The organism is Methanomassiliicoccales archaeon (assembly GCA_026394375.1).
Taxonomy (GTDB): Archaea; Thermoplasmatota; Thermoplasmata; order Methanomassiliicoccales; family UBA472; genus JAJRAL01.
In genome coordinates, this window is record JAPKYJ010000027.1 from 87,485 (window position 1) to 114,047 (window position 26,563).

Here is a 26,563-nt window from a genome sequence, read left to right on the forward strand (position 1 = left end):
GACGGAGGACGTGAGCTTCCATGCCGATTGACGAGATAATGGTCACGCGCAAGATCGTCGAACGCTATTCCCGAGAGTTCCTTGAGAATTTGGATGTGGATGTGGTCATCGCTGGCGCTGGACCGGCCTCGCTCACCGCGGCCCGCTATCTGGCCACGGGCGGCAAGAAGGTCGTCATCTTCGAGCGCAAGCTCACTCCGGGCGGCGGCATGTGGGGGGGCGGCATGACCTTCCCCGTAATCGTGGTGCAGGAGGAGTCCAAGTCATTGCTGGAAGAGATCGGCGTGCGCCTTGAGGATGCGGGGGATGGATACCACACCGCCGATTCCGTAGAAGCTTCCGCCAAGCTGATCGCCTCCGCCCTGGATGCGGGAGCGAAGCTCTACAACAACATCACGGTGGAGGACGTGATGATCCGCCAGGACCGGATCTGCGGCGTGGTCATCAACTTCAGCGCCGTAGAGGTCGCCAGGCTGCACGTGGACCCACTGGCCATCCGTTCCAAGTACGTAATCGATGGCACCGGCCACCCGGCAGAAGTGGTGAACGTGGTCGTGCGCAAGGTGGGCCGTCTGAACACGCCAACTGGCCGCATCGAGGGCGAGAAGAGCATGTGGGCGGAGGTGGGTGAGTTCATGACCGTGGAGAACACCGTCGAGGTGTATCCGAACCTCTACGTCACGGGCATGGCCTGCAACGCGGTCATGGGCGCCCCGCGCATGGGGCCCATCTTCGGCGGCATGCTGCTGTCCGGGCGCAAGGTGGCACAGTTGATACTGGACCGAAAAGAGTGATCAGTCCTCGCCCGGGTGGGTGAGCTCGTAGAACTCCTCCACCTCCCATTCTGGCGTCTCGTTCGCCTCTGCCTCCTTGAGGACCAGGCCTATCTCGCGAAGATGCTTCCGCACCGATTCCTTCAGGTCTTGTTCACCCTGCATCTCGAACATGATGAGGTCGCTGCCCTTCTTGCGCGCCCGGAACATGCCCACCATCTCCGGACCTCGGAAGAGGACGTAGCACCAGGTTCCGAACCGCTCTTTCACCTGCGGTTGGATATAGTACCATAGGTTGTCCATGGGAGTGAGCACGAACTCCTCCTTCGACAACGGTCCGATCTTCTCGATCTCGCTGGCGAGCGCCCAATGCATGGTCTGATCATCCTGCATCAGGAACCCTTTGACCAGGAGACCTTCGTCCTCCAGCTCGGCCAGTATCGAGCGCAGGTCGCGCATGCGCAGCTCGAACTTCATGAAGCGGGAGAGGTTCTCGGCGCTGAAGAGCCCGAAGTTGCGGAAGAGCAGGTGGACCACCTCCTTCTGTGCCTCGCGCTGCGTGAGCTTGCTTTCGGTTGAGGCGCGGATGCGGTTCGCCCCGTCCAGGTAGATCCGCGAACCTTGGTGCAGTCGGCGCATCGCCTCCTTCGTCCTCCTCTCGCCCACGGGTGAGAGGTCGAAGAGCCTGCGTTTGGAGATCGTCCCCGACTCGATGATGATCTGCAGCAGGGAGCGCATGTCCTGGTCCAGGGGAACGGATTTCGCCTTGGAGTAGAGGGACATGTGCTCCGAGGTGGTGTAGAGGGTGAACTCCGGAATGCCGACGCCGCGGACCAGGAACCCCTGTTCAGCCAGTTTCTTCAACGGTACCTTCACCTTGGAGCGAAGGAAGGCATCCGCCTCGGAGCGTAGTCCTCCCGTGGACTTGACCGCTTCCAGGATGTTCCTGAACCGGCGCGAGCGCAGCACGCGCTGCTTCCGGAACACGTAGCTGAAGACCTGGTCATGGGTGAACACCTTGGCCGTGAAGCGACCCTTTACGTAGAGGCCGTTAGTGGCCACGTACCCTCCTTGCCGCAGGACCTCGTCCACCTCTGGAGGCACTTCGGCCGCATCCTTGCCCAATACCTCCCGCAGCCGGACGACGTCGTAGCCCAGGAGCTTGTAGAAGGTCATCATCCGGTCGATGGCTACCAGCGCCGGAGCGAGCAGCTTGTCGTCATCCAGGTCCAAGGAGCGGACCTCCACGCATCCGCTCATGTTCCATTTCTCCGCCGCTCCGACCAGGCGCCCTTTGTGCAGGATGGGGAAGACCCAGCCGTCTCCGTAACGGGAGGCGATCTCCGCCCACATCGGCTGCACGGATGGATCGTAGAGCGAGACTATTTTCGTGCCTTCCTCGGAAGGAACGAAGGATTCCAAGCGCTCCGCCTCCTCCGCCAGCAGGTACATCTCGGTGTGCAGTTCGCTCACCGTGATGGTACTCACTTCCAGCTGGGAGAGCGCCCGTTTGACCTGATCGGGAGAGAAGCCAGTGTAGCCGGTCATGGCGAAGAGCGGCACTGGACCGTAGGCCAGTAGGAAGCGGCGCACCAGCTCTATGAGCGCGTCACCATCGAACTCCTTGGCCTCGAACGGCAGATAGACGTTCTCCCGAGCCCACTCCTCCCCTTCGTCGTACTTCCGCACCACATACGTGTTCCGGTCCAGACGGTCGAGGCTCTCCTTCAGCTCCTCCTTTTCCAGGCCGAGCTCGGACATCAGTTGGCGCATGCTCATGCCCTGGTAGGAGGCGATCACGTTCAGAATGCGCTGGTCCTGCTCGCCGAGGCCGGCCATGCGATAGGCCGCCACATAGAGAGCTGCATCCTCATCCAGCACGTAGCGGACCCGGGCGCGCCGGAAGCGACCCAGGAGCAACCGGCCGCTGGTGCGCAGCCGCTCCCAATCTCCCACATCGAAGGAAGGCACCCGACGGTGTATGTCCACCGGCATGCCCATCTCCCCGAAGAAGCGCACGCACTCCTCGATGCTCTGGAACGGCCCCTCCCCTTTTCTCCTGCGATAGGAGTCGATGGTCCGGGAATCGTAGACGCGTTGGCCCCCGGCCCTCAGGCGCAGGTGGTCCAGTTTGAGCATGTATTGCGTCCGCTCGGAGATGACGAACCTTCCTTCGTCCATGATCTCCTCCGCCGTCAGGGCGGAGAGGGCGCTGGCGACCTCCGCCTCCTCTTGTCCGATGACGAAAGCAACCTCATCTGCCGATGCCGGTCCGAACGCCCCCAGGAAGGTGATGATGGCCTTGTCCAGCGCCTCTTGCTTGGAGGTAAGCGCTATGTCCCTTCTTCGATAGCGCCACTTGCCTTCCTTGCGCGATGCCCGCCCGACCACTTGCATCGTTTCCAGCACGTGGAGGGCGCGCAGTGCCTTGTCGATGTCCACCCCCAACGTCTCAGCCACTTCCGCGGCCGAATGCGAGTCGGCAAGAAGCTCGAGCGCCTTCTTCTCTGTCTCACCCAGCTCTCGGTCCTTTGCCAGCAAAGGGGCGTAGGTGGAGAGGTCCTCGGAGGCGACGTAGTTGAGGTCGTCGATATGGACCGAGGCGATCTTTCCTTCCTCCAGCAGCTCCGAGGCCCATGCGTCCACGGTGGCCTTGTCCGGATCGGAGTAGGAGTATACGCTGCGCCCGCGCTCCTTGAAGATGTGCAGTGGGCCGGTGCGCTTGAGCAACGTCACCAGCTCATCCTTGGTCGAAATGCGCCCGCGCTTCCTGGCGAAGTACGAGACAACCGCCTCCTGCTCGAACTCGAAGCGGTCCAGATCGCCCTCCATCACCCTTTCCAACACTTTGCGATGCAATTCCTTCAACAGTGCAGACCGGTCCTCCATGAGCACTATGTCCGATATGCCCGCCAGCACGATGCTGTGCGCGAACGGCGAAGGAGTGGAGGAGAAATCGATGCACGCCACGTCCATCTGCCCTTTTTCGATGCCTTCCAACACTGCCCGAGCGTTGGCGAGGTCCATCACGTCCTCCAGGATTTCGCGGTATGTCTCGTCGATAACCGGAACGTGCTCCAGGTTGCTCAGGTAGTCAAGCAGATATCCCGAGCGGACCTGCTGCCGGTTGACGGACACCTGCCTGCCTTTGTAGTTGCGCAGTATCATGAAAGAGCGGGAGGCGGTGTGCCGGAACCTCTGCTTGAATATCTCCGAGTCCTTGATGGCCTTGCGCAATACTCCCTCGAGCTCGTCGCTCTTGACCAGGGAGCGCATGTCGGCCAGGGACACTTGACGCGGCACGCTGATCATGAAGGCGTCGTCCAGCACCGACACGGAAACATTCGAACCGAGCTGCTGGGTGAGCTTGAAGGCGTACGCCCGGGAGAGAGCGTCGTTCACCCTTCTTCCGAAAGGGAAATGGAAGATGACGTTGTGATTGCCCCTCCGGTCCAGATAGCCTTCCACCGCCAACGTCCGATCGTTGGGAATGAGGTTCACGGCCGAGCGCTGCTCTTTGAAATAGGATACTATGGAACGCGCAGAACCCAGGTCGATGTCGAAATCGCGGCCCAGCCAATCGATGACTTCGTCCTCGGGCTCATCGAGACGCTCCGCCAGTTCCCTCCGGAAACGGGCGATCTCCACGCTGAGATCGAAGGAACGGGGCAGCATCTCGCCGGTCCAGGACGGCACAGTGGGCTTGCGGCCGGAGGCGGAGCGGGCGAAGGCCTTCATGCCCTTGGTCTTCAGATACTCGTAGGAGCGACCGCCGAGCACGAAGACGTCGCGAGGCGCCAGGCGCTCCACGAATTTCTCCGAGAGGTCGCCAACGAAGGCCCCACGCTCGTTCACCACTTTGTAATTGGCCTCTTCCGGAATGGTGCCTAGGTTGAGGAAATAGATCATGCGCCCGCCCTTCTTCTTGCCGAAGCGCCCTTCATCCTCGTCCAGCCATATCTTCGAGTAGACGCCCTCGAAGCCCTCCCGACTGCCTAGGTAGCGGAGCACTTCCAGGAAGCTCTGCTTGCTCAGGTTGCGATAGCAATGCGAGCGTCGCACCACGTCGAAGGCCTCGTCCACCTCCCATCTTTTCTCGATGCTCATGCCCACGATGCTCTGCGCCAGCACGTCCAGGCAGTTCTCCGGTATGGTGACGCGATCTATGTTGCTGCGATGAGCTGCGCGGCAAAGCACAGCGCACTCGACCAGGTCGTCCATGTCGAAAACGATCATGCGACCTTTGGCGGTCTTCCCATGCGAGTGCCCGCTCCGGCCGACGCGCTGCATGCCCTTGGCCACGGACTTGGGCGAGCCTATCTGGCACACCAGGTCCACAAAGCCTATGTCGATGCCCAGCTCCAATGAGGTCGAGGAGACGACGCACCGGAGCTGCCCGGTCTTCAGCCGCTCCTCCACGTCCAGCCTCGTTTCTTTGGCCAGAGAGCCATGATGCGCCTCGATGCTCTCTATGCCCCGTTCCTTCAGTTTGTAGACCACGCTCTCTGTCCCGCTGCGGGTGTTGGTGAAGACGATGGTGGAGGTGTGCGAATCGATGAGCTCCTTCAGCAGGTCGTACATGCGGGAGTTCATGACCTCGTAGGAAAGGGTGGTCATGTCCTCCACGGGGCAGAGCACCTTCAGGTCCAGGTTCTTGCGCGTCTTGACCTCGACGATGTTCACGTCCCGCCCTTTGCCCTTGTCGTAACCGACCAGGAACTGGGCTATTTCTTCAATGGGAGCGAGAGTGGCCGAGAGACCGATGCGGGTGATCTGCTTCTTCACCTGATCCTGCAACCTCTCCAGAGTAAGGGAAAGGAAGACCCCGCGCTTGGAATCGCAGATCTCGTGGATCTCGTCTACGATGAGATACTCGACCGAGGCGAACCTCTCCCGGAACTTGGGAGCGGCCAGGGCCAGCGCCAAGGACTCCGGGGTAGTGATGAGGATGTGCGGAGGCCGCTTGAGCATCCGCTGCCTCTCGGCCTGGGGGGTGTCGCCCGTGCGCAGCCCCACCCTGATGCTTGGCATGTCGACGTGCTCTCTGCGCGCCAGCTCGGATATTTCGCGCAACGGCTCCTCCAGGTTGCGGTTGATATCGTTCGCCAGTGCCTTCAGGGGGGAAACGTAGACGGCGTAGATCTTTTCCTCCAGCTTCCCGGCCTTGGCACACTTGAACAGCTCGTTGATGATGCTCAGGAACGCGGTCATGGTCTTGCCTGAGCCAGTGGGCGAGGAGACGAGCACGTGCTCCCGCCGGTGGATTATCGGTATGGCGTATGACTGCGGTTCCGTGAGATCGCTGAACTTGGAGCTGAACCACTCCGCGATGAGCGGCTCCATGAGGCCCATGACCTCTTGCTTCGTGCTCCTCTTCGCTACTCTCTCCATCTCATCCTCGATGCCTTGAAAGCGCGATTCATTGGCCGTGCCCCTATTACTACCTTTCGGGGAGGTCGGCGGAGCCGGGCGAGGGACCTCTGGCATTCATTCTTTGAGAGGGTGCGTTCGAATACTCGTGAACTCCTTTCGTCAAGAACGATCCGCTTATTTTAGCCGAGGGACACGGTCGACCGAGGACGATCGTCCTGGAGGTGGCGAGAAAGGTTCTTATCCCCTTCCAGCCTAATGCGGTGCTTGACTTGAAGCGACCCGCTATCGTGATCATCGCGCTCCTGCTGATGCTGCTGAGCGTTCTTCCTGCATCGCCAGCCGAGGCTGCAGGGCCGCTCGATCCATTCTTCATCGGTGGGTCAGCGGTCAACGAGACCGGCGTGCCCCTGGCCAGCGTCAACATTACCGCCACCGACGTCACCACCCACTTCAACTACTATGCGTTGACCAATGCCACCGGGAACTACAATATCTCCCTGCCCGCGGGGACCTACAATCTCTCGGCAGCCATGGTCAACCGCACTGCCAATGTGACATACCACAACGTGCTCGTCGGGCCAGGGAACGTGACCGGCCTGGAATTCACCCTGAGCGAAGTACTCGGCCAGGTCTTGGGGCATGTCACATCCGGGGAGGTCGCCCTAGGAGGCGTGACCATCACCCTGAGCGGCGCCAAGGACTATGTTGCCACAAGCACGAACCCATTCGGCGCCTTCATCATCAACGGCGTACAGCCAGGTGCCTATGTGGCCAAGGCGTCAAAGACCGGCTATAACGACAGCTACTACTCCAAACCGGTGGATGTCGCTCGCGGCTCGTCCGTCGAGATCGCGTTCACCCTCCAACCGCAGTTCAGCCTGGTCTTCGGCCGGGTGTCGCTCGGCGGGAACCCCGAGGAGGGCGTGAAGGTCGTCCTCCTGTCCGGCTCGCAAACTGTGAAGGAAGCCCAGACCGATGCCAATGGCAACTATTCGCTCAACAATGTCATCACTGGCGATTACGTGCTGCAGTTCAGCAAGGCAGGATTGCAGGAACGTATCGTACTTATCTCCGTGGCTCCGAACCGCGAACAACGTCTGGACCTTTCCATGCAGCTGGCGCCGGTCGAGGGGCTGAGGGGTTTCATAGGCGACCTGGACCTGACGCACTCGTTGATGGTGGTCGGCCTGGTCTTCGCCATCCTCATGACGATCGTGGCGCTCTTCATTCGGAGCAAGGGGGCCAAGAACCCGAAACTGCTGGCCTTCGAAGAGGATGAGGCTTCAAAACCAGAAAAGAAGGAGCCGAAAGGGAAGGACGATGGGTCAACAAAGTAGGCCCAGCTTCTTCTTCGCCACGGCAACGTTCTTCGTCACCTGGGCATCGACCTCCTTGTAGAGGCTGTTGCCATGGGCATCGATGGCCACGGTCATGGGACCGAACCCCTTCACGGCTAGCTCCCACATGGCCTCGGGCATCCCCAGGTCCAGCCACTCCACGCCTTTGACCTCGGCGATGCCTTCCGCGCCCAAGACCGCCGCCCCTCCAGTGAACGCCAGGTAGACGCAACCGAACTTGACCATGGCGTCCACCGTGGCCTGGGACATCCCTCCCTTCCCGATGATGGCCCGGATGCCGAACCTCTCGATGAACTCTGGCTCCATGGTGTTCATGCGCGAGCTTGTGGTCGGGCCGGCCGCCACCACGTTCCAGTGGCCGTTGACCTTTTTCATGATGGGGCCGCAATGGAAGATGACTCCCCCATGCAGATCGTACGGCAGCTTCCGCCCTTCCCGGGCGTATTCCAAGGCTCGGATGTGCACCTCATCCCGGCCGGAGAAGATCAATCCGTCCAGAGTGACGGTATCCCTCAATTTCAGCTGCCTAACGTCCTTCTCGGACAAAGGCGACCTGAGCTTCAGCGGAATCCCTCCTTGGAATATTCTACGTGGCCATCTTTGAAGATGCGGGCCGAAGCTCGCCGGGAGGCCCAGCACTGCAGGCATATCGCCACGGGCAGGCTGGCAGTGTGCGTGAACGCGTCCTCGATTAGTACCCCTAGGACCGTGGTCTGTCCTCCCAGCCCCATCGGCCCGATGCCCGTGGAGTTGAGCGCGTCCTTCAGCTCTTCCTCGAGGCGGCGCAGATCTGGGTCTGGGTTAGGCACATCAAGCCGTCTCAGCAGCGATCTCTTCGCCAACAACATGGCCTCGTCCGCGGTCCCGCCGATCCCCACCCCGACGATGGTCGGAGGACAAGGCTTCCCTCCCGCGGCCACCACCGTGTCCAGGACGAAGGCCTTGATGCCCTTCGCTCCCTGGGAGGGGTTGAGCATGGAGAGCGCGCTCATGTTCTCCGAACCGGCCCCTTTGGGCATGACGGTTATCTCCGTGAAGTCCTCGTCCGAGGGATGGAAATGGATGTGAGGCATTCCTTTGCCGAGATTATCGCCCGGGTTCGCCCTGGTCAGGGGTTGCACCGCGTTCGGTCTCAGAGGGATCTCGGACGTGGCCCGAGCGACCCCCCGGCGGACGGCTTCCTCCAGATGAGGTATGCACCGACCGGAGACGAAGAACACTGGCAACCCGGTGTCTTGGCACATGGGCAGGGTGCGTCGATCGGCCATCTCCACGTTCGCCAGGATCGTCCGGAGCTGGATCCGTGCGATCTCGCTCGTCTCCTCTTTCTCCGCCAGGCGCAGCGCCGTGAGCACGTCCTCGGGCAAGGAGGTCACCGCCATCCGCAGAAGGTTGACGGTCACGTCCTCCACCAGCTTGGTGGTCCTCATGTTCCCGGGACCAATATTGCCGTGGGTTCATAAGTAGAACGCTCTGCCGGACGACGACGATGGTGTTATTCCGGCGTAGGGCGCTTCTGAAGAGGGAGAGGCATGCGCATCGAGCTGATGCTTATCGGCGACGAATTGCTGACCGGTGAGGTCGATCCCTATCCGGTGGAAATGATCAAGACCGTCCGTGCCAGGGGAGCCTACCTCTCCCAGATAACGGTGGTCGCGGACGACCTGGATGCCATCGTCGCTGAGATCGAATCCGCGGGTGCTCGGGGAACGGAGCTACTGGTCGTGACGGGCGGACTCGGCCCGACGTTGGATGACGTGACCAGGCACGCCCTGGCAAAGTACCTGGGGACGGACCTGGAGATCGATCCGGAAGCCCAGACCTGGTTGGAGGGGTCGCTGCGAAGGATGCATGGACGCCGCCCCAAAGCCAGTGAACAAGCGTTGCTCATGGCCAAAGTGCCCAAAGGGTCGAAGGCCCTCCAAAATCCGGTCGGGGCGGCCTGCGGCATCGATGCGCTGGCGGGGGAAATGCGCATCCTCTGCCTGCCTGGGTTCCCGAAGGAGATGATGGTGATGTTCGAGCTGCACGTCCTCGCTTGCATCGTCTCCGAAGGCCTGGTGGAGCGCGAGCTCTGCATCAAGCTGCGGGAAACGACCATGGAGCCGCTGTTCCAGCAGCTGGTGAGGGCGTTCCAGGTGCGGATCGCTTCCCTGCCCAAGGAGGATTGGAGGGAAAAGGGGAATGTGGTGGTCATCAAAGGAAGAAGGGAAGAGGTGGAGAGAGCAGCGGAACTCTTCCTCGAACTGGTGCAAGAGAAGGAAGATGAGTTCCTGGACTGATCACGGCACTAGGTAGACGTCCTCCTCGTGAACGAAAACCCGCACCGTCTCCCCGCTCACCTCGAAGTGCTGCGGCTTGCGCACCTCCACGGTGGCGAAGGTCCGGGGATGCATTATCTGCACCTCGCGCTTGGAGTCTACCAATACCACCGCCTCGTGTATGTCCTCGATCTTGCCGATGACCTTCACTTCGTGCAATTCCATGTTGCCCACGTTCACCGGCTCGTGCGTCTTCAGGTCCAACAACTTGGTGCTGGTGGAGGTAATGGCCATGACCAAGTGCGGCTTCGCCTTGTGAAGAACGACCTCGCCCCTCATGTAGGCCGGCAGCCTGACCAGGTAGGTGACGCGATAGACGTCCCTCCCCTCCTTCTGCGTTACCAGGGTCGAAGATTCCTTGACCTCCGCCCCGAGCTTCTCCGCCAGCGTCTTAGCGATGCTCTTCCCCAAGGAGATGGAGGAGAGGTAGGCGTCCAGACCACCGGGCACTTCCTGCAGCTTGCTGATGAACATCTCCCGGTTGTCGTTCTGGGCCTCCTCCACCCGGGAGGTGATCTCCCCCAGCAGGTGCTGCTTCTGCTTCTCCGTCAGCTTCCGCTCTCGGCCACGGACCTGGATGATGCTCTCGTAGTAGTTGCCGACCATCTTGCTGCAGCGCGGACAGACCGTGCCTTTCAGGCGGACGGTGGTCTGCGCCTCCTCCTCCAGCTTCAGGTCGCTGTACTCGATCGTGGAGAGCATGTGCACATGGAAGTTCTTGGCGTCCGCTTCCTCGATCTTCATTTTCACCTGGGTCAGGTCCGCTCCCCTCTTCGTTTCGATGGAGCGCTTGACCGCGTCCCGGATGGCCTCCGGCAGCGAGGCGAACTTGCGCCACTTGCCTTCGATGAGGTACTCCTCGCAGTAGGCGCACCGGAAGAGATCCACGTGATCTGGAACAGAAGTGAACCGATTGTTCTTCAGGAAGCACTCGACGCACAGGCTCTCATAGGTGGAGCCTTCACGCCCGCAGCGGACGCAGAACATCTTACATCCTCACCATCTGGACGTGGGGCACGCCTTGGATCGTGATCACACACTCTTCATCAATCAACCTATGCTTGGAAGCGATGCCTATGGTCCTCTGGCCGACCAGGTTGGCGATGGTGGCCATGCTCAGACGGTTGACCAATATCTCTTCGTCCGCATCCTCGCCCTCGTAGAAAGAGGAGCAAACGTCCAAACGCAGCTCGCCTTCCCTGAGACACCGTCCCACCAGGTCCTTGTCGCACGCCGCCACCACGACCTCTCCCCCGCGACGGTACATGCGCACGGTGATCATTCGCCCACCTCGGAGGCCAGCTTGTAGTACCCGCCCGAGGGCTGGAACACTTCTCCATTGTCCAGAAGGCGCTTGAGCAGGGTCCTTACCCTTTCCTCCGGAACGCCGTCGCCATCGGCCAGCTGGATGAGCATCTCGATGCTGATGCCCTTCTCTCGGTCCGCGTTGTGTTTGATCAGCTCCCGTATCACCACGATCTGCTCCCGCTGCGACCGGGAGATGCCAGTGGCGATGATGTCGTAGTCCAGCATGCCATCCTCGCCCGCGATCTTGCCCAGGTAGTATTCCACGATCTGCACCGCTCTCTGAGCATCGTCCAAGGTGACGGCCTTGCTCAGCCTTGCCCGGGCGCTGGCCTCTGCCAATCTGACGTACGCTTCAAGCTGTCTAGCCGTAATAGGAACGGATTTTCCTTCGCCCTCTCCCTGCTTGCGTATCCGCAGGTAGTTCTCGCTGATGAGCTTGATGGCGTCGTCGCTGAGGATGGGTATGATGCGTTTTGAGTAAGCGACATATTTGCGGAAGAACTCCTTGGAGAACCAGGGCTCCAGGGACTCCGTCTCCTTGAGCATCCTCTCCAGCTCCGAGGCCTCGACGTCCGAGAGGTCGTCTCTGCGGAGGATCTCGCCCCGGCGGTGCACGCCCAGGATGTGTTTGGTGATCCTGGCGTCCTTGTCGGCCTGGGGCTTGTCTGTCATTGCGAAGATAAGATCGAAACGGGACATCAGCGCTGGAGGAAGATCTATCTGGTCGGCGACGAACTGCGATTCCTCGAATCGCCCGTACTTTGGATTGGCGGCACCGAGGATGGAGCAGCGGCATTGCAGCCGGGCGGTGATGCCGGCCTTGGCCACTGAGACGGACTGGCTCTCCATCGCCTCGTGCATGGCGCTCCGGTCCTGATCGGTCATCTTATCGAGCTCGTCGATACTGGCAAGGCCCTGGTCAGCCAGCACGAGCGCGCCCGCTTCCAACGTCCACCGGCCCTCGCCGAACTCGTCCTTGACCGCCGCGGCGGTGTTGTGCACTATGAAATCGTTGGCGACGAAGGTATGCGACCCCTCGACCGTCAGGTCGTAGACGTAGCTCGGCAGGTTCTCCCGCATCTCATGCTTCTCCTGCAGCCTCATCCATTCTAGTCCGCCCTCGCTTCGCAGCAGCACCTCGTCCCCCGGCATCAGGTCCGAGGAACGGGAGAATGCATCCGCCATGCCGAAGCGGCGCGCCTTGACCCTTGTCTCCGGTGTCAGGGTGATCCTTTGCCCACTGGCCGCCACGAGTTCCACAAGAAATGAAGGGGTGTTTATTCGCCATATGGACTTGAGCGTTCGAGGCTCGGTCGCACCCCCCCAAACCGAATCCACCACGTGCCCGTTGCACGCCTCCGACCACATGCCCGGCTTGATCTCCTTCGGCTTACGAAGCTTCGTTTCCACGAACCTGCCTATCTCGATCGGCTTGCCGTCGACGATGATCTTGGTCTCGGGATGCACGCACAGGCCCGCAGCGGATGAGGATTTGCCGGAGGCGTATATTCCCCGCGGCGCCATCTCCGCCATGTAGCGAAGGATCTGGGAATTGTGAGAGATGATCTCGTTGGTGACGAGGTTGTGCACTCCCTCGACCTCAAGATCGTATACATATGGCTCGGGGGCGTCGACCTCCTCCTTCTTCGCCATCTGGTCCCAGTCGAGGCCGCGCTTCAGGCCATGGGTCTCGTCCGGACCGCACTCCCCTCCACCGGTGGCAATGGCGATATGCTGCCCTTCGTAGATGAGTGAGGCAGGCCGGAACTGAATACGAGGTCCGTTCTGCACGAACAGGGGGTGCGTGGGCGTGACGCATAGCTTCCTTCCGCCTGTCGTGGTGATCTGGAGCATCTTCTTCGGAGCGGTGCGCTTCCAAACTCGAACCGCCTTCGCAGGCTCGATGGCGCCCCGGCTGGAGAAGGCCATGACCTTCAGTTCGATAGGCGCGTGCACTCCATCGTCCACCTTCTCCACCGGGCCTTGGGCCAGGCCTTCTTCGACAATGTCCCTTATCGGCCGGGATGAGCAGTCGGCCAACATTACCTGGGCTTCCCCGGTCACGCACTTGGCCACGCCTGGATCGCCGACCAGCAGGACGTGGATGTCCCCCCTGATCTTCGTGCCATCGTCCAGGGATTTGTGCACTCCACCGAAAAGCTGCAAGGCGAGGGCCTCTTTCTCCTTGTCATAGCCGTAGATGGTCGGCGATATGGAGGCGATGAAGCGCTTGAAGAGCTCGGGGTCGCGCGAGACCCGCAGTATCTCCAGCTCGTCCTCCTCGCCGATCGCCACCTCTTCGTACTCCTGGGTCTTGAACTCCACGGAGAGAATGTCCAGGTTGATATCGAAGAGGGTGGACTTCTGCACGGCGCCTTTCTGCACCGAGCGCACGACGCCGTTGAGGATGACCCTGTCCCCGGGCGAGATAGCACCGGCCAGATCGTCCTCGATGTAGCCGGTGAGCCTCTCGGGCTGCGCCCCTCCCCTCAGTCCCTCCGGATTCTCCTGGATCTCGATCTTCTGCGTATCTACGTATTTGGAGTCCTCGGAGAGCAGCTTGAACTTGGTCGAGGAGGTCGTCTTTCCACAGCCGCCTTGATCTCGATAGCACTCCAGCGGCTCCTTGAAGTACATGCCCTCCTGCGGCTCTCGGATAACGAAGCCGCATCGAGCGCACTGGAAGAAGGCGTCCGTGATCTTTGGCCGTACCTCGGTGGCCTTCCTTGCCAGCCCTTCGACCGCGATCAGCTTGCCCAGGTGGTCCGCTCTGATATTTCGGATCTCGACCTTGCTGTCCTTGGGCAGGCCGGTCAGGCGCAGGTTCACTTCCACCTTCTCCCGGCCAGGAGGCACGATCTTGCGTACCGCCTGCTTTCCGAGCAGGAGGGCTTTGAGGGGATGATGCAATAGGTAATCGGCCATGTCCGGGTCGAACATGTCCAGTTCCGCGTAGGGGATGAAGACGCTCCGCTGCTCTGGGTAGAGGTCGGCGACCTCGATCACCTTGACCCTCTGCCCGCTGGTCTCGAAGAACTCTTCCCACTTGGCGATAAGGTCCTCATCGGTGTAGTCGGACGGCAAAAGCGGTCACCTCGGCCCGCAGCTAGCGGCGGGGCTTCCAATATGCGCTTCCCTCATAAAAAAGGGATAGGTGGGCGTTGGCGAAGTGTTACCTGGTCGCATCATCTGGCATACCCTCGGTCGTTTACCCTGGTCCGCCACCTACTGGCGTTCGCGCCCTGATTCCTCTTGGGGCTGAACGTAGTCTAATTGGATCTTGACCACCTCCGCGCTCGTCTCAACTTCGCTGTAACGCTCCAGTGGCTCGGCGTTCAAACGCAGGAACTGCTCCCCCCAGGAGAACTTGCCCATGACCAGCCGCGCCTGCTCCTTCTCCCCCATGATATACAAGGCGGCGGCCACGGCTTCCGCGCTGGTGAGCCTCAGCGGCCTGCCCCAATTGACCGGATTGGCGGCCAGCAGAAAGGGGAGCGCCCTGGAGAATGCGCCTTCGCGGATGGGAGGGAAACCTTCGATCCGGTTCCAGGAGAGGTCCATGACCACCAGGCCGAAATGTCTCGCCTTGGAGGTGTCCTCCCGGGAAAGGGCTTTCTCCGCCATGGGGTTGAGGACCACGCTCCCTCGGGGAATGCTCTTGAACGATGAGAGGGGCTGGGCCAGCTTGAAGCGCAGCATCTTCTTGGCGGTGCACTTCTTGGGATCGCACTCGTTCTGGTCGTACACGAAGATGGGGATCATTTGGCTCGCTCTCCGAAACGTTGCATTATCCAGGCACGTATCTCGTCCCGGACTCGGCGGAACCCCTCGACCCTTTCTTCTAATGGGCCATCATGGCTGGCCGGATCTTCGAAGTCGTGGTGGATGAGCTCCGTTCCACCGGGGTAGAGGGGGCAATTTTCACGTGCGGAGTCGCAGACTGTGACCACCATATCGAAGTAATGGTCGAGCATCTCTTCGATGTTCTTGGAGCGCTGCCGGGAGATGTCCACGCCAACCTCCGCCATGACATCGATCACCAAAGGATGGACCTTGTCTGGCCTCGTTCCGGCGCTGAAGGCTTCGTATCGATCGCTGTAGAGGTGGTTCAAGAAGCCTTCCGCCATTTGCGAGCGGATGGAGTTGTGGGTGCAGATGAATAGCACTTTCTTCCTTTCGCCATCGGTCTTAGGCGGCTTCCACATCAGCCTCGTTCTGTCCTTGGAGTGGATCGGCCGGAGCGGTTCCCTCTTCGTCACTTGCTCCCCCTTCTGGTGACCTTGGTCCAGGACGTGCTGCCGCACTTCGGGCATTTGGTCTTGGTGGTGCCGCTATAGAGATCGGCGGCGGGCCGAAGCGACGAGCCGCGTCTGGCAATGAACTCCTTCCCGCAGTTGGAGCATAGGTAGGTCGTTCGCGGCATGTACCACGAAGCGATGCGAAACAGTCCGATGAGAGTGATGATGAGCCACAGATACCAGTAGGTGGGAAGCAGCAGGAACGCCGCCACTGCTATGATTACGATATAGGCGATGAGGAATGTCGTCTTAAGCCTCGTCCGCCTCTTCGACCCCTGCTCGCCTTCCATGTTCTCTTTCTTGGTAAGGCACGCTCCATGATAAACCCGTTCCCGGACCCGCTAGGTTTATCGGTCCATTGCTCGCTAACGTGCCATGCCACCATGATGACAAACCCAGCTCTGATGGGTGATGACAGACGGGCGAGCTGAGTGGCGTCCTTCGGGACAAGGTTTATTTTGCCAATGCCCCATATACGGCCCGGTGGATGGGATGCCTACTGGATATGATCTATTGCAGCAGAGCGGAGACTTTCGAAGGCACTGGCTCAGACGGATCGTCGCCGGAATGATCGATGCGACGATCGTGGCGGTGCCAATCTCCTTGGCGTTGGTGAACGTGAGCTCGGCGACGAGCGTGTTGCTGGCCGGCATCTTCTCGGGCGTGGGCTGGTTCCTGTACTCGGCGATCCTGGAAGGCTGGTTCGGGCAGACCATCGGGAAAAAGCTGCTTCATCTACGGGTGGTATCCATGGGCGATAAGGGACGGTTCCATCAGGCGGTGGTGAGGAGCGTGCCCAAGGTCTTCTGGTATGCCTTCCTTCCCTTCGATATCTTCGCGGGCCTCGGCATGGAAGGCGATCCGAGGCAGCGCTGGTCGGACCACGTGGCGAATACGACCGTGGTCTGCTACCAGCCGTCCACTGTGAAATTCAAGAGGAAGAAGTTGCAGGAAGCACAGACCTCGGACGCCAACCCTGCGCACGAATGAACCTCGGGCGAGGACCGCTCTCAGTCTTTCTTCTCCGCCCACCATACCCAGCCGCCTTTCTCCTGCGAAACCTCGCCCTTGATCAGCCCTTGACGACGCATCCTGGCCAGCTCACGGGCGATCTCATCTGGGCACTGTCCGACCACTGGACCCAACGCCCGTTGTATCTCCTTGGTGGTCATTTCCCGGTCCTTGAGGGCTCGGATGATCTCTTCACGAACCTGGGAATCTGGCACCTTCGAACGGAGACTCTCGGTCATCAGCGACCTCTTCAGGGCACTGAGTTGATAATAAGATTGCCTTCCATCTGAGTCAGCGGTTGCTCAACAAGGTCAGAGAAAAATCAGATAGTGGGGGATCGCCCCCCAGAAAGGGTTTGCTCCAGGGAACCTGCCATCGCCTACGCGGCGGTGAAGGTCAGGGTACCCATCGAGTTGCTAGTGGGGATATACCTCAACATGATTGTGTAGCTGATGGATGGCGTCGTGCCAGTCACATTGAAGTAGTCGCCTGCTCCCAGGTTCGTGCCCGTTGATAAGACCCATGAGCCGATCGTGACGCCCGTGGAGGGGGTCATGATGATCGTGATGTCCGTGGGCTTGACCGTCGTGGATGTGATGGATACCAGGGATATCCTATATTGGTTCGCCGTGCTTGTCGCAGTCTTGCTCATGGCCACCGATGGCGTGTTGGCTCCGCCTCCCTGGCTGAAGCCCATGACCATGACGTAGAGCACCGCTGCCAACACCACGGTTATTGCGACCATGAGGATGGTGGCGATGACCGGGGACACTGCCTCGGCGTTCTTTCTCAGTTTCCAGGTTTTCTTCATTGTTCAGTCTCCTAACGTAGGGAGATACCCTACAGTAAGAAGGTCATTTGTCTGTTGCCTTTTATAAATATTGCTATCCCAGAATCATTCCGGCAACGGCTCGCGACGATATCTGGAGCCTTGAAATCGTCGCCGCTGGGACAAGCCAGGCCCTACGAACACCAGATCAAATCGTCAAAGTGTAGTCGCACACCAGTGCCAGCATCTCCTTGACCTCCGGCTTCAGGGAGTCGGGCAGAGAAAGCACCACCGGATATGCCTCCCTGACCTTGAGGGAGTTGAGGAGCACGGTGAAGAACTCCGAGAGCATCTTGATGTCGTTGTGGACGGCGAAGGAGTTCACGGAATCGATGATCACCAGTGCCTTCTTTCCCTCGTTCTGACGGGCGAAATACTCTACCTTCAGCACCACGTACTCCAGCATGCTCGGGCTCTCGACGTGCGCCACTCTCTCCCCTGGCTCTATCTTGCCCATGAGCGTGTGGGAGATGCAGTCCACGAAGCGAACGTCCTTGGTATCCACCTCCAGCGCCACGAGGGCATTGGATAGCGTGGATGATGGGACCGAGGCAGTGATGTAGAAGCAGCACAGACCTTTGCGGGCGCTGAAGTCGTCCACCAGCCCGCGTATCACATCGAAATAGTTGTCGACCTTCAGCTCCAGCGCCACCGCCACCGAGGGGCCGATCTCCTCCAGTTTCGCGGCCACTTGCGCATGCAGCTCTTCGGCCATCAGCTCCCTCCTTTCAACAACGGGGTCACGAGTACACCGTACGACGTAAGATCGATCACGTACCTGGCCCGAGAGTGACTGGTGCCTTTCATCTTCACCACTTGCATGGTGCGCAGCAGGTCCCCCTTCCGGTCCAGGTTGCCCAGTAGCACGATGCCGTCCGACACCGCTGCCAGCATGCCGGAGGTTCCTCGGCTGGAGACCAGCATGGCGGTGCAGCCTTCCTTGTACAGCACCTCGCTCAGACGGGTGAGGAGGATGGCATCCAGCGCCTCGTCCTTCACGTCCGTGAGGATCGTGTCCACGGTATCGATGACCAGGCGCGTGACCTTGGCGGTGGATACCACCTTTCCCAACGCCCCCACCAGCTTGTCCACCGCCGCCTCGTCCATCTGCGTGGGCGAGACTCCAGCTGACCTCAGGACCTCCGCCAGCTCCAGGATGGTGATCGTGCCCTTCTTGAACATCGCCTCTTTCAAGAAATCCAGCGGCGGGATGTTGGAGAGCAGCTTCTCCTGGCCTTCCTGCGTGGTCACCATGACCCCGGTCTCACCATGGACCGCTCCTCGGGCCAGGAACTCCATTGCCAGGGTGGTCTTGCCCGTGCCCGACGGGCCGGTCACCAGCACGATATTGGAGGTGGGGATGCCCCCGCCAAGGACGTTGTCCAATCCATCGATGCCGGTGACGCATCTACCTCGCTGCGCGCTAGTGGCCATCGCCGGAGTCATGCGACGGAAGGATTATTAGGGTTTGCAGTGCCCCCCGGAAAGGATTATTAGCCTCAAGCCTTCTAGCGCGGTCATATGCAACCAGTGCTCCAAGTGGCGTTGGACCTCATGCATCTGAAACGCGCGCTTGCCATCGCGAAGGAGGCGGTGGCAGGCGGGGCGGACTGGATCGAGGTCGGCACCCCTTTGCTGAAATCGGAGGGCTCGGAATCGCTCCGGGCGCTCAAGAAGGCGTTCCCCCAGAACACGTTGGTAGCGGACACCAAGACGTTGGACGTAGGCGGGTTCGAGGTGGAAATCGCCGCCAAGGCCGGGGCGGACATCGTCACCGTCATGGCCTTGGCCGACGAAGGCACGATCTCAGAAGCATGTCTAACGGCCAAGCATTACGGCGCCCGGGTGATGGTGGACCTGATGAACGTGCCCGCGCCGACCAAAGCGGCCAGGCGGGCCGAGGAGCTGGGTGCGGACCTCGTCTGCCTGCACGTGGGCATAGACGAGCAGATGAGGGGGCTGGTCTCCGCGGCCAAGCTGGTACGGGAAGTGGCCTCTGCCGTATCGGTGCCCGTGGCGGTCGCCGGAGGCATCAATGCCGGCAGCGCGGGGAAGATGGTCTCCTCGGGCGCGAGCGTGATTATAGTGGGCGGGGGAATAATCAAGGCCGAGGATGTGCGTTCCGCGGCCGAGGCCGTGAAGAAGTCGATGACCGGGGCGAAGGTCCCGCTCCAGCTCTCCCGGAAATATGCCCGGGAGGGGCTGTTCGAAGCGTTCTCAAGGGTCTCCACTCCCAACATCGCCGACGCACAGCACAAGCGAGGGGTGATGTCCGGGATCCATCCCCACATCGCGCACGGACAGAAAATGGTGGGACGGGCGCTGACGGTTCTCACGGCCAACGGGGATTGGGCGAAGCCCGTGGAGGCGATCGACCGGGCAAGGAAGGGAGATGTCATAGTCATCGATGTGGGAGGGAGCGATGTCGCGGTCTGGGGGGAGCTCGCCTCCTGGAGCGCCAAGTTGAGGGGAGTGAGCGGCGTGGTCATCGACGGGGCCGCCCGGGACATTGACTCCATTCTAGAGATGGGCTTTCCATGTTTCTCCAGGCACATCGTGCCGCATGCCGGCGAGCCCAAGGGATACGGGGGCATCGGCCACGAGATCGTGTGCGGCGGACAGACGGTGCACGTGGGAGATTGGATCATCGGGGACGAGAACGGGGTGGTGGTGGTCCCTCAGGAGCATGCGGTGGAGGTGGCGAATCGCTCCGTCGACGTATTGGAGCGCGAGAACCGCATCCGCGAGGAGATCAAGCGGGGCGGAACCCTGTCCAGCGTGCAGGAGCTGGAGAAATGGGAGCAGGTACGCTGATCAACCTCCACGCGCACTCGCATTTCTCCGATGGCTGGTTCTCCCCTCAGGATATCGCGGCCAGGGCGGCGGAGGGTGGATTGACGCACGTGGCCATCACCGATCACTTCCAGACCTCTAAAGTGCCCCGATGCCTGACCTCGGAACAGATGGACGAATACATATCAACCATACGCAACCTGGACCGGAAGCATGATGGCGGGCTGCGGGTCCTGGCAGGCGTGGAGATAGACACCTCTCCCGAGCGCTGCGACCTGCGCTCCTTGCCGGTGGACGCCCTGAACCAACTGGACCTGGTGCTCTTCGAGTACGTGAACGACGAGGAGATGGGCGGGACCATGCTGAGCGAGCTGGACTGGCTGCTCTGCCGCCTGAAGGTTCCTTGCGGCCTGGTGCACACAGATATCGCCCGAGTGTTCAGTGGCATCACGTCCGGCGAAGTGGCGGACCTGCTGCAATCCTACGGCCTCTTCGTGGAGGTGAACACCGCGTCCCTGTACAAAGAGGAGGGCGTTCCGTACTACGAGAGAGCGGAGGAGCACTACCGGGCCTTCAAGAACAAGGTCCAAGTCTCTGTGGGCACGGACGTGCACCGCCTCATCGACGAGGTGGTGAACGTGTCCAAAGGCTACCAGTTCCTCGAACGCTGCGATCTGATGGATATGCTGTTGCTCTGAGATGCTGACGACAACAGAAGAAGGGGAAAGGCGTTTCGCGGGGCTCAGAACTGGCCCATGTCGTTGGCCATTTTGCGCAGCCTGGCCACCCTCTCGCCGGTCGGCGGATGGGTAGAGAAGATGCGCACCAGACGACCGGCGGAGAACGGGTTCACGATCCACAGCCCCGCGGACGCTGGATTGCCGAATTTCAGTGGTTTGCGACGGTTCTCCTTCTCCAGCTTCTCCAGTGCCCTGGCCAGGTACAAGGGCTTGCCGGTGAGCATGGCCCCTTCGGCATCGGCCTTGTACTCCCGGCTGCGGGAAATGGCCAGCTGCACCAGCAACGCAGCGATGGGCGCGGTGATGGCCACCACGATCATCAGTACTCCGGCCCCGTTGTCCCGGCGGTTGCCGAACATCGAGCCCCAGAGCGCCCAGCGCGCAGCGAAGGAGATCGCTCCGGCGAGCGTGGCGGCGATGCTCATGACCAGGATGTCCCGGTCCTTGACGTGGGCCATCTCGTGCGCCAGCACGCCCTCCAGCTCCTGGTCGTCGAGCAATCTCAAGATGCCCTCCGTCGCCGCCACGACCGCGTTCTTGGGGTTGCGGCCGGTGGCGAATGCGTTCGGGGTCTCGGAGGGCACGAGGGCGATCCTCGGTGTGGGAAGGCCCGACTGGTCGGCTATCTTCTTCACGGTCCGATAGAGCCTCGGGGACTCGCTCTCGCTGACTATCTTCGCCCTGTACGACCAGAGCACTATCTTGGATGAATAGAAGTAGGATATCGTGTTCATGAGCGCCGCGAAGGCCAGGAAGACCACCGAGCCGACGATCCAGCCGCCCATGAGGTAGCTCCCCACTAGCCAGCCAACGACGGCGAACAGCGCGAACATGAAGACGAAAAGACCCAACATCCTCAGGGTCGATCCAAATGCTCCCATATGTTCACCTCTTTTCCCACTCATGAAAGCGCTGCTATTTAACCCTAATTGACCTTCTACAAAAGCGTTGCCATGAGCGATCTGAGGCTGGGTCTGCGCGACCTGAGGCCTCAGACCCCCACGAAGGCGACCCGCCTCCCGCTCTGCCGGGCGACGATCTTGCCCTTCTTGACCAGCTCGTCCAGCATCTGAGTGAGGATGTCCTCGTCCACGCCGGTGATGACCATGAGCTGCTGGATGGTCTGCCCTCCTTCCGATTGGACCGCGGACATGATCTTCTCCCGCCCCCGCTCGATCTTCTCCCGCGCCTCCGCCTCGCGTATCTCGCGCTCCCGTTCCACGGCCACCCGATCAAGTTGAGACCGCATCATCTCCAGACCGCGGCTCTTGAAGCGCTCCACATCGAACTGCAGCAGGTCCTGCAGCTCCTCTATGTCCAGGCCAGCGTCCCTCCAGCGGGCCATGCGCTCCTTGTATCCCAGCTGCTGTCCAGGCAGCGATTCCAGCGGCCTGCCAACGGACGGCTCGTAGATGAACCCCTGACCTTTGAGGCCGGCATGCAGCGCCTCCAGCCTCTCGATGCCTGTCGCTTCATCGGGGACCTCGGTCTCAAAGGTGTTCGTTCCCCTGGCCCGGACGAAACCGAACCCCCGCAACAGCTCCTCGGCCTCCTTGGGCGATCTTCCCTCACTGGAGTATACGATCTTGACATACGTCTTCATCTGTGCCCCTCCGTGGTTCCAATCTCGATAATTTGTATGCGATAATTAACTTTTGGCTCAACTTGCTCAGTAGAAATCATTACCCATCATAGCCGCCCTCCTCGAATCGTACGCGATCGCCCGCAATGTCAACTCCTTGTGCTGGCAGGAGGTGCTGGTCGCCAGCACGTCCTGCCTCATCACGCGCTTCTCCACCGAGTGCACCGTCTCGATGAGCGCTCGTCGGTGGTACTTGCGCTCATCGAAGACGTCCTTCTGCTTCCGACGCAGGATGTTCATATCCTCCTGGCCATGCTTGCTTGTCCTCCGCAGGGGGATGTGAGATTCCGCCTTCATCGCATACCAGATGTAACGGCGGATATGCTTGGAGTCGTAACCCTTGTCCGCCACCACGACCGCCACCTTCCCGATGCTGGCGACGGCCTCCAGCACCGGGATGGCGTCGGGCGCGTCGTTGTAGGGACCATAGCGGTAGCGGACGGCCAGGATCATCTGGTTGGAGGTGTCGATGGCCATGCTCTGCTTCAGGTGCCTCCGGAGCGACCTCTGACCCTTGGCCAGGGTTCGCTCCTCGTTCCTCTGCACCACCGTGCAGAAGTACCGGCTGGCAGAGGTGCAGCTGAAGCCAGTGGAGTCGATGGCCAGGTGCAACGGGCCATCGACCAGGTCTGCAAAGGAGCCCAGGAGCCGGTCCAGCAGGGCCTGCTGGACGCGCTGGGCGAACTTCTGCAGGGTGGTGAAGTGCGGCAGGCGTCGCAGGCCCAACTCCTCTAGCAGCGCCGTGCACACCTCCACGAGCACGCAGAACTCGCGGTAGGACTTCCCGGACCACTGGCGCAGCACCAGCAGCACCAGGAGCTGGTGCTGCGTGAAGATGTGGTTCGATCTCTGGCATCGGTGCAGCGGTACAGCCAGGCGCCCAAGCCTGGACTTGAGGCCGCGCACCACCTTAAACAACTTATTCTGGTCTATCCTATCCCTCACCCTCGGCACGAGGTCATCCCATCCCGGGGGCCAGCAGTCCGCTAAGACCGTTGGCTGGCCCCCAATGGGACTATATCGTGCTGAGACAATAAAAATATCGAGACCATCAAGCGTTCAAGGATGATTTCTACTGAGCAGCTCAACTTACAAAAGCCAAGAGGTGCATGCCTCGAGCTGGACTTCTAGGTGTGAGCGTGGCCGGCGAGACCGAGTTCATGATGTCGCGATTCCGCACGTACTACGTGGAGCGCCCGCCCCCGCCTCCCGACCGCTTCGGTCGCCGGGAGTTCGGGTTCATGTTCTTCGACAAGAGCTTCGTGCAGAGGCATCTGGCGTTCCCGAAGAAATCGGAGCTGCATGCCTTCCTGAAGGAGCGCGTGCCGGCTCACGTGTACTACTCCTCCGCCTATTACGAAATACCGGACGCAGAGCGGATGGAGGACAAGAAGTGGCTCGGCGCCGATCTCATCTTCGACCTGGATGCGGACCATATCCCCGGGGCGGACCAGCTGACCTACACCGAGATGCTGGCCCGGGTGAAAGCGGAGATGATCCGTCTATTGGACGAATACATCCTGGGCGACCTCGGGTTCGATGAGAAGAAAGTGAAGGTGACGTTCTCAGGTGGACGGGGATACCACGCGCACGTCTTCGACCCCCGGGTTCTTTCATTGCGCTCCCATGAGAGGAGAGAGATCGTGGACTACGTCACCGGCACCGATCTGAGCGTTGATTGGCTCATGCCCGAGGAGGCCCGGGTGGGCATCCGGCTCAAGGCGGGCAGCCGGTCGCTCAAGACGCGCGTTTTGCTGGGAGAGGACCGGGGCGGCTGGCGGGGGAAGGTTCGACCCGGGCTCATTTCCCTTTTGGATGAGATGGAGGACCTGGGACCGAAGGACGCGACGGCCCGATACAAAGCATTCCAAGGCGAAAGGGAGGAGGTCGTCACCGGGTTATTTGAGGATCTGTTCCAAGGAGCTCGTGGGAGAAGGGGCCGGGACCTCATACTGACGAAGGGCAATCTGGCCAACGTCCGGGACAAGCACCAGGCGGCCTTCCTGCGGCTGGTGGATATGGACCTCAAGCCTCGGCTGGCAGGTGAGGTGGACGAACCGGTCACCAGCGATATCAAGCGATTAATCCGCATGCCCTATTCCCTGCACGGGAAGACAGGATTGAGGGTCGTCCCTATGCGAAGAGCTGACCTAGATGAGTTCGAACCTCTGCGGGACGCGGTGCCGGACACCCTCACGGATGAGCCGGTCAGACTGCACATGAACCGGGACGTGGACGTCGCCCTTAGGGGCGAGAGGTTCATCCTCCGGGGGGATGTGGATGTGCCGGAGTTCGCCGCCCTCTTCCTCGTCTGCCGGAGGGAAGCGACGCTCTCCGGGACCGATTCTCTGGAGTAGACCGTGGGCGGCAAAAGTATTTATCTGGAGGCGAGCATTTTTCGCTGGGATTCATGCTCAGTGGAAAGGATGAGTTAGCAGGCGGCATACGCATGGCGCAGGTGCGCCGAATAAAGAAGTACCTATATCTTGTCCAGATCGCCCTGACCCTCATCATACCGATCTTCGTAATACTGGCCGAGGGCCGCGCCAGCCTGATACCTTTCTACTTGCCGGTCAATTCCTTCATCTACTTCGTCATCCTGATGGTGCTGATAATCGCGGTGGAGTCGTTCTTCTTCAAGATCTTGGAGATGCGGCTCATCCGCTCCGACAGCACCAGATACTACATCGCCAAGCGAGCGATCCGACGGGGGCTGGTGGTGGTCATCATCTCCGCTGTGGTGGTCTTCCTGCTCTGGGCTCCATTCGTTTCCAAGGCCATTGAGGATTCCTTCGCCGCCAAAGGAAGGATCAACAACACCGGCGGTCAGGCTGCGACCGCCTATGCAACGTTCTATGATCGCGACCCGCTCGGGCTATCCTCTGTTAACCACATCACTGTGAACGCCAATTCCGGAGTGGCACGCGTCTACGTCGTTTCGGAGAAGAATTTCGATCAAACCAAGGACAACATCTCACTCCTTATCCAATACCGCATCAACATCTATGATTACGAGGCCAATCCAGCTCTTAGTATCGAAATAAAGAACCTGCCCTACGGAAAATACTACGTCGTCCTGGATACGGTGGAGTCAACGGCCACCAGCATCGACTATTCCGTGCATCCGGCGTTGTCGCCGGTCTTCCTCAGCTACGTGCCGTTCTTCGCGCTCATGTTCATCGTTGCCTTCGGGGCCTGGATGGCCTATTTGGTCCCGATGAAACGTAAGTACTCCTCCGGCGCGATCTACACGTGAAGGGCGCAGCAGCGCTCTGCGCGCAGGACTTCGAACCCCTGCGCGATCGCCCACTCCACTGTGGCCGGGGAGGGCATGGCCATGTGCCTGACCCCCAGAAGTATCGCTTCTCTTTCCAGTCGCAGGCGACCGCGGAGACGCATGCACCCCAGGATGACCGGACAGCGGGCCAGCATCATCGCCTCCTTGATCACCCGGAGCACTTCCTCGTCCGCCGGTGGCTGGCGATCTTGCAGAGGCGTTCCTGGCGTCGGAAGGAAGACCAGGAGCACCAGCGACCGAATGGGATACCGGGCGGAGAGGCGGATGCTCTCCATCGCGTCCTCGTTCCCGTCCTCCAGGCCCACGGTCACGTGTGGCACCACCCCTTCCGCGCCGGTGTCGAAGAGCGAGACGAGGGTGTCCTCGTAATCCTTCGGGCCCATCGGCGAATGGAGAACCCCCTGGATGACCGCCCTCGTCTGGTGAACGTCCACGGAATAGCAGTCGGCTCGCGAGCGTACCAGCGCCCTCGCTTCCTTGATATCGAGCATGCCGGTGTGGATGTTCACCTCCAGTCCGTGCCGTTCCTTCACTTGGCGCACCGCCTCCACGAAAGGCAGAAGAGGCACCCGGCCGCGTTGGTCGCAGCCGCCGCTGAGCAGGAATCCTCTGCCCCCTCGAGATGACAGTTCCTGGACGGCACGAATGAGTGCCTCGGGCGTGCTCACCTCCTTCATTCCGTGCAGATAGTGCCCATGGCAGTGATCGCAATGCAGAGCACACTGATCTCCCGTGACCGAAAAAGAGGGAAAGCTCTTGCCTGGATAATAGCAGTGAAGGGTCCGGTCAAGCGCAGGCATGCGTCCCTCCAATCAGCAA

General features: G+C 60.6%; 25 protein-coding genes. 8 read left to right on the forward strand and 17 right to left on the reverse strand.

What is annotated here, in order from left to right:
* The first annotated feature begins 20 nt into the window (after window positions 1–20).
* Window positions 21–794 (forward strand): sulfide-dependent adenosine diphosphate thiazole synthase, encoded by a 774-nt coding sequence (locus NT137_08380; GenBank protein MCX6653346.1) that lies wholly within the window; start codon window positions 21–23, stop codon window positions 792–794.
* Here NT137_08380 and NT137_08385 read toward each other — a convergent pair whose 3' ends face one another.
* On the reverse strand, window positions 795–6,164 hold the full coding sequence (locus tag NT137_08385; protein ID MCX6653347.1) for an ATP-dependent helicase: 5,370 nt from the start codon (window positions 6,162–6,164) through the stop codon (window positions 795–797).
* A gap of 251 nt (window positions 6,165–6,415) precedes the next feature.
* On the opposite strand from NT137_08385, the gene NT137_08390 reads away from it, so the two are divergent.
* The gene (locus NT137_08390) at window positions 6,416–7,483 is read left to right on the forward strand and encodes a carboxypeptidase-like regulatory domain-containing protein (GenBank protein ID MCX6653348.1); all 1,068 of its coding nucleotides are present in this window, start codon (window positions 6,416–6,418) and stop codon (window positions 7,481–7,483) included.
* Here the strand turns inward: NT137_08390 and NT137_08395 are convergent.
* Together NT137_08395 and NT137_08400 are read right to left on the reverse strand one after the other, a co-directional pair.
* Window positions 7,472–8,050: a FumA C-terminus/TtdB family hydratase beta subunit gene (locus tag NT137_08395; GenBank protein MCX6653349.1), complete on the reverse strand. Its 579-nt coding sequence runs from the start codon at window positions 8,048–8,050 to the stop codon at window positions 7,472–7,474. The two genes, NT137_08390 and NT137_08395, sit on opposite strands and share 12 nt — an antisense overlap.
* A gap of 14 nt (window positions 8,051–8,064) precedes the next feature.
* Complete coding sequence (locus tag NT137_08400; protein ID MCX6653350.1) at window positions 8,065–8,934, reverse strand: fumarate hydratase; 870 nt, start codon at window positions 8,932–8,934, stop codon at window positions 8,065–8,067.
* A 102-nt stretch (window positions 8,935–9,036) separates the two neighbouring features.
* Between NT137_08400 and NT137_08405 the strand changes: the two genes are divergently transcribed.
* A complete protein-coding gene (locus NT137_08405) occupies window positions 9,037–9,786 on the forward strand; it encodes a molybdopterin-binding protein (protein MCX6653351.1) in 750 nt (249 codons plus the stop codon).
* On the opposite strand, the gene NT137_08410 is transcribed toward NT137_08405, so the two are convergent.
* The 6 genes from NT137_08410 to NT137_08435 form a co-directional block, all read right to left on the reverse strand.
* The gene (locus NT137_08410; protein ID MCX6653352.1) at window positions 9,787–10,812 is read right to left on the reverse strand and encodes an NMD3-related protein; all 1,026 of its coding nucleotides are present in this window, start codon (window positions 10,810–10,812) and stop codon (window positions 9,787–9,789) included.
* Window position 10,813: 1 nt separating this feature from the next.
* The gene (locus NT137_08415; GenBank protein MCX6653353.1) at window positions 10,814–11,107 is read right to left on the reverse strand and encodes a DUF424 family protein; all 294 of its coding nucleotides are present in this window, start codon (window positions 11,105–11,107) and stop codon (window positions 10,814–10,816) included.
* Window positions 11,104–14,217, reverse strand: coding sequence for an ATP-binding protein (locus NT137_08420; protein ID MCX6653354.1), 3,114 nt, complete (start codon window positions 14,215–14,217; stop codon window positions 11,104–11,106). Before NT137_08420 ends, NT137_08415 begins: the two co-directional genes overlap by 4 nt.
* 141 nt (window positions 14,218–14,358) lie before the next feature.
* On the reverse strand, window positions 14,359–14,895 hold the full coding sequence (locus tag NT137_08425) for a DUF367 family protein (GenBank protein MCX6653355.1): 537 nt from the start codon (window positions 14,893–14,895) through the stop codon (window positions 14,359–14,361).
* The gene (locus NT137_08430) at window positions 14,892–15,446 is read right to left on the reverse strand and encodes an arsenate reductase ArsC (GenBank protein MCX6653356.1); all 555 of its coding nucleotides are present in this window, start codon (window positions 15,444–15,446) and stop codon (window positions 14,892–14,894) included. The genes NT137_08425 and NT137_08430 overlap by 4 nt, the downstream gene beginning before the upstream one ends.
* Entirely contained in the window at window positions 15,389–15,721 is a 333-nt protein-coding gene (locus NT137_08435; GenBank protein MCX6653357.1) for a hypothetical protein, read from the reverse strand. The genes NT137_08430 and NT137_08435 overlap by 58 nt, the downstream gene beginning before the upstream one ends.
* Window positions 15,722–15,923: 202 nt before the next feature.
* On the opposite strand from NT137_08435, the gene NT137_08440 reads away from it, so the two are divergent.
* A complete protein-coding gene (locus tag NT137_08440) occupies window positions 15,924–16,421 on the forward strand; it encodes an RDD family protein (GenBank protein MCX6653358.1) in 498 nt (165 codons plus the stop codon).
* A 20-nt stretch (window positions 16,422–16,441) separates the two neighbouring features.
* Here NT137_08440 and NT137_08445 read toward each other — a convergent pair whose 3' ends face one another.
* The 4 genes from NT137_08445 to NT137_08460 all read right to left on the reverse strand — a co-directional run bounded on the left by NT137_08445 (window position 16,442) and on the right by NT137_08460 (window position 18,705).
* On the reverse strand, window positions 16,442–16,681 hold the full coding sequence (locus NT137_08445) for a hypothetical protein (protein ID MCX6653359.1): 240 nt from the start codon (window positions 16,679–16,681) through the stop codon (window positions 16,442–16,444).
* 140 nt (window positions 16,682–16,821) lie between these two features.
* Entirely contained in the window at window positions 16,822–17,253 is a 432-nt protein-coding gene (locus tag NT137_08450; protein MCX6653360.1) for a type IV pilin N-terminal domain-containing protein, read from the reverse strand.
* Between the two features lie 166 nt (window positions 17,254–17,419).
* Window positions 17,420–17,986 (reverse strand): hypothetical protein, encoded by a 567-nt coding sequence (locus NT137_08455; protein MCX6653361.1) that lies wholly within the window; start codon window positions 17,984–17,986, stop codon window positions 17,420–17,422.
* Window positions 17,986–18,705 carry a hypothetical protein gene (locus NT137_08460; GenBank protein MCX6653362.1) on the reverse strand — a complete coding sequence of 240 codons (720 nt, stop codon included), beginning with the start codon at window positions 18,703–18,705 and terminating at the stop codon, window positions 17,986–17,988. The genes NT137_08455 and NT137_08460 overlap by 1 nt, the downstream gene beginning before the upstream one ends.
* An 87-nt stretch (window positions 18,706–18,792) precedes the next feature.
* Here NT137_08460 and NT137_08465 point away from each other — a divergent pair, with 87 nt between their 5' ends.
* Together NT137_08465 and NT137_08470 are read left to right on the forward strand one after the other, a co-directional pair.
* A complete protein-coding gene (locus tag NT137_08465; protein MCX6653363.1) occupies window positions 18,793–20,085 on the forward strand; it encodes an orotidine 5'-phosphate decarboxylase in 1,293 nt (430 codons plus the stop codon).
* On the forward strand, window positions 20,067–20,762 hold the full coding sequence (locus NT137_08470; protein MCX6653364.1) for a PHP domain-containing protein: 696 nt from the start codon (window positions 20,067–20,069) through the stop codon (window positions 20,760–20,762). The genes NT137_08465 and NT137_08470 overlap by 19 nt, the downstream gene beginning before the upstream one ends.
* Window positions 20,763–20,806: 44 nt before the next feature.
* On the opposite strand, the gene NT137_08475 is transcribed toward NT137_08470, so the two are convergent.
* From NT137_08475 to NT137_08485, 3 genes are all read right to left on the reverse strand, one after another.
* Entirely contained in the window at window positions 20,807–21,685 is an 879-nt protein-coding gene (locus NT137_08475) for a zinc metalloprotease HtpX (protein MCX6653365.1), read from the reverse strand.
* 110 nt (window positions 21,686–21,795) lie between these two features.
* Window positions 21,796–22,407 (reverse strand): hypothetical protein, encoded by a 612-nt coding sequence (locus NT137_08480; GenBank protein MCX6653366.1) that lies wholly within the window; start codon window positions 22,405–22,407, stop codon window positions 21,796–21,798.
* 66 nt (window positions 22,408–22,473) lie between these two features.
* Entirely contained in the window at window positions 22,474–23,400 is a 927-nt protein-coding gene (locus tag NT137_08485; protein MCX6653367.1) for an IS5 family transposase, read from the reverse strand.
* 155 nt (window positions 23,401–23,555) lie between these two features.
* Between NT137_08485 and NT137_08490 the strand changes: the two genes are divergently transcribed.
* Complete coding sequence (locus NT137_08490) at window positions 23,556–24,803, forward strand: DNA primase small subunit PriS (protein MCX6653368.1); 1,248 nt, start codon at window positions 23,556–23,558, stop codon at window positions 24,801–24,803.
* 53 nt (window positions 24,804–24,856) lie between these two features.
* A complete protein-coding gene (locus NT137_08495) occupies window positions 24,857–25,702 on the forward strand; it encodes a hypothetical protein (GenBank protein MCX6653369.1) in 846 nt (281 codons plus the stop codon).
* On the opposite strand, the gene NT137_08500 is transcribed toward NT137_08495, so the two are convergent.
* Complete coding sequence (locus NT137_08500) at window positions 25,693–26,544, reverse strand: radical SAM protein (protein MCX6653370.1); 852 nt, start codon at window positions 26,542–26,544, stop codon at window positions 25,693–25,695. The two genes, NT137_08495 and NT137_08500, sit on opposite strands and share 10 nt — an antisense overlap.
* Window positions 26,545–26,563: the final 19 nt, after the last annotated feature.

Bases quoted from the DNA above. Each gene is read 5' to 3' on its own strand.
- NT137_08380 (MCX6653346.1), top strand. From the start codon at position 21: ATGCCGATTGACGAGATAATGGTCACGCGCAAGATCGTCGAACGCTAT.
- NT137_08385 (MCX6653347.1), bottom strand. From the start codon at position 6,164: ATGGAGAGAGTAGCGAAGAGGAGCACGAAGCAAGAGGTCATGGGCCTC.
- NT137_08400 (MCX6653350.1), bottom strand. From the start codon at position 8,934: ATGAGGACCACCAAGCTGGTGGAGGACGTGACCGTCAACCTTCTGCGG.
- NT137_08405 (MCX6653351.1), top strand. From the start codon at position 9,037: ATGCGCATCGAGCTGATGCTTATCGGCGACGAATTGCTGACCGGTGAG.
- NT137_08410 (MCX6653352.1), bottom strand. From the start codon at position 10,812: ATGTTCTGCGTCCGCTGCGGGCGTGAAGGCTCCACCTATGAGAGCCTG.
- NT137_08415 (MCX6653353.1), bottom strand. From the start codon at position 11,107: ATGATCACCGTGCGCATGTACCGTCGCGGGGGAGAGGTCGTGGTGGCG.
- NT137_08425 (MCX6653355.1), bottom strand. From the start codon at position 14,895: ATGATCCCCATCTTCGTGTACGACCAGAACGAGTGCGATCCCAAGAAG.
- NT137_08430 (MCX6653356.1), bottom strand. From the start codon at position 15,446: ATGCCCGAAGTGCGGCAGCACGTCCTGGACCAAGGTCACCAGAAGGGG.
- NT137_08435 (MCX6653357.1), bottom strand. From the start codon at position 15,721: ATGGAAGGCGAGCAGGGGTCGAAGAGGCGGACGAGGCTTAAGACGACA.
- NT137_08440 (MCX6653358.1), top strand. From the start codon at position 15,924: ATGCCTACTGGATATGATCTATTGCAGCAGAGCGGAGACTTTCGAAGG.
- NT137_08445 (MCX6653359.1), bottom strand. From the start codon at position 16,681: ATGACCGAGAGTCTCCGTTCGAAGGTGCCAGATTCCCAGGTTCGTGAA.
- NT137_08450 (MCX6653360.1), bottom strand. From the start codon at position 17,253: ATGAAGAAAACCTGGAAACTGAGAAAGAACGCCGAGGCAGTGTCCCCG.
- NT137_08455 (MCX6653361.1), bottom strand. From the start codon at position 17,986: ATGGCCGAAGAGCTGCATGCGCAAGTGGCCGCGAAACTGGAGGAGATC.
- NT137_08460 (MCX6653362.1), bottom strand. From the start codon at position 18,705: ATGGCCACTAGCGCGCAGCGAGGTAGATGCGTCACCGGCATCGATGGA.
- NT137_08465 (MCX6653363.1), top strand. From the start codon at position 18,793: ATGCAACCAGTGCTCCAAGTGGCGTTGGACCTCATGCATCTGAAACGC.
- NT137_08470 (MCX6653364.1), top strand. From the start codon at position 20,067: ATGGGAGCAGGTACGCTGATCAACCTCCACGCGCACTCGCATTTCTCC.
- NT137_08475 (MCX6653365.1), bottom strand. From the start codon at position 21,685: ATGGGAGCATTTGGATCGACCCTGAGGATGTTGGGTCTTTTCGTCTTC.
- NT137_08480 (MCX6653366.1), bottom strand. From the start codon at position 22,407: ATGAAGACGTATGTCAAGATCGTATACTCCAGTGAGGGAAGATCGCCC.
- NT137_08490 (MCX6653368.1), top strand. From the start codon at position 23,556: ATGCCTCGAGCTGGACTTCTAGGTGTGAGCGTGGCCGGCGAGACCGAG.
- NT137_08495 (MCX6653369.1), top strand. From the start codon at position 24,857: ATGCTCAGTGGAAAGGATGAGTTAGCAGGCGGCATACGCATGGCGCAG.
- NT137_08500 (MCX6653370.1), bottom strand. From the start codon at position 26,544: ATGCCTGCGCTTGACCGGACCCTTCACTGCTATTATCCAGGCAAGAGC.